The sequence below is a fragment of the Actinomycetospora sp. genome, assembly GCF_036497585.1.
Classification (GTDB): Bacteria; Actinomycetota; Actinomycetes; order Mycobacteriales; family Pseudonocardiaceae; genus Actinomycetospora.
Window position 1 is genome coordinate 1 of the sequence record NZ_DASXJD010000035.1, and the last position, 1,628, is coordinate 1,628.

Genomic DNA, 1,628 nt, shown 5'->3' on the forward strand with positions numbered 1-1,628 from the left:
GTGCAGCTCGAGGACGGCGACAAGTTCTGGAAGATCACCCTCATCCCGGACGACGGGAGCGAGGAGGTCGTCTACGACAAGCTGTCCAAGCGCCAGCGGCTCGCGACGCTCACCGTCGACGGCGACGAGCGCCCGCTGCAGGACGGCGACCACGTCGGCGTCGGGCAGCAGCTGCTCGAGGGCACGGCCGACCCGCACGAGGTCCTGCGCGTGATGGGCCCGCGCGAGGTGCAGCTGCACCTCGTCAACGAGGTCCAGAAGGTCTACCGCTCGCAGGGCGTGTCGATCCACGACAAGCACATCGAGGTCATCGTCCGGCAGATGCTGCGCCGGGTGACGATCATCGACTCGGGCGCGACGGAGTTCCTGCCCGGCGGTGTCGTGGACCGCGCCGAGTTCGAGGGCCAGAACCGCAAGGTCGTCGCCGAGGGGGGCGACCCGGCGGCCGGGCGTCCGGTACTCATGGGCATCACGAAGGCCTCGCTGGCCACCGAGTCGTGGCTCTCCGCGGCGTCGTTCCAGGAGACGACCCGCATCCTCACCAACGCCGCGATCGAGGGGAAGTCCGACCGCCTCGTGGGGCTGAAGGAGAACGTGATCATCGGAAAGCTGATCCCGGCCGGCACCGGCATCAACCGGTACCGGAACATCCAGGTGCAGCCGACCGAGGAGGCGCGCGCTGCCGCGTACGCCCTGCCGAGCTACGACGACGGGTACTACTCGCCGGACGTGTTCGGCACCGGCACCGGGGTGGCCGTCCCGCTGGACGACTACGACTTCGGCCAGTACCGCTGACGTAGCCCGCAGCTCGACCGACGCCCCCGCCCGGCTCCGTCCGGGCGGGGGCGTTCGTCGTTCCGGGGGTCGGTTCCGAGCTGAGCGAAGGGCACCTTCGGTCGGTGTTGCGACCACCCCCAGATCCCCCATAGATCGGCCGAAGGTGCCCTTCGTTCGGAACCGGGGGCTGCGCCGCGTTCCGGCGAGGGGCGCCCACGGCTCATCTAGTCGACCGAAGGTGCCCTTCGCTCAGAACGAGGTCGGCCGGCACCGCCAAGGGGCCCCGACCAGCGGGAATGGCCGTCGGCGACCCGGCGTTGGACACGGTCGGAGAGTGGCTCGTGCGGACCGGGACGACACCCGGTATCCTCGCGCCAGCCCGTTCGGCCGCGAGTGGTGGGAGCCACGGCCGATATGGAGGCCCCCGGGGTCTTCGAGGGCGACGAGAGGTCCGTCGAGGGAGTCTCCGTGTTACGGAGGCCGGTTCCGGACCCACCTGCGGACCCGCGCGCACGCGGCGGGTATCGTCGTTTCTGGTGCCCGACGTGATCGGGTCGCTCCGCGTGCCCCGCGGACGGTCTCCGTCCCGGCGAGGGTGCGCCGGGTGCGATCCGGTGCGTCGGCGGTGTCGAGCACGAGGGCCCTGCGGTCCGTGGCGGCACGCCCGACCCCGTGTCCCGCGGTGCCGGGGCCCGGCCCCGGTGTCGCCGCGACGAGCGCGGCGCCACGACGACGAAGCCCGCACGAGCAGTACACGAGCCAGAGGAACGAATGCCCACCATCCAGCAGTTGGTCCGTCGGGGCCGCGAGGACAAGGTCGAGAAGACCAAGACCGCGGCCCTCAAGGGGAG

2 pseudogenes are annotated in these 1,628 nt (G+C 71.3%); both read left to right on the plus strand.

Annotation, left to right across the window (positions count from 1 at the left end):
• Positions 1-795 (plus strand): annotated as a pseudogene (locus VGH76_RS03085) (DNA-directed RNA polymerase subunit beta'); the annotation flags it as partial.
• Positions 796-1,548: 753 nt separating this feature from the next.
• Positions 1,549-1,628 (plus strand): annotated as a pseudogene (locus tag VGH76_RS03090) (30S ribosomal protein S12); the annotation flags it as partial.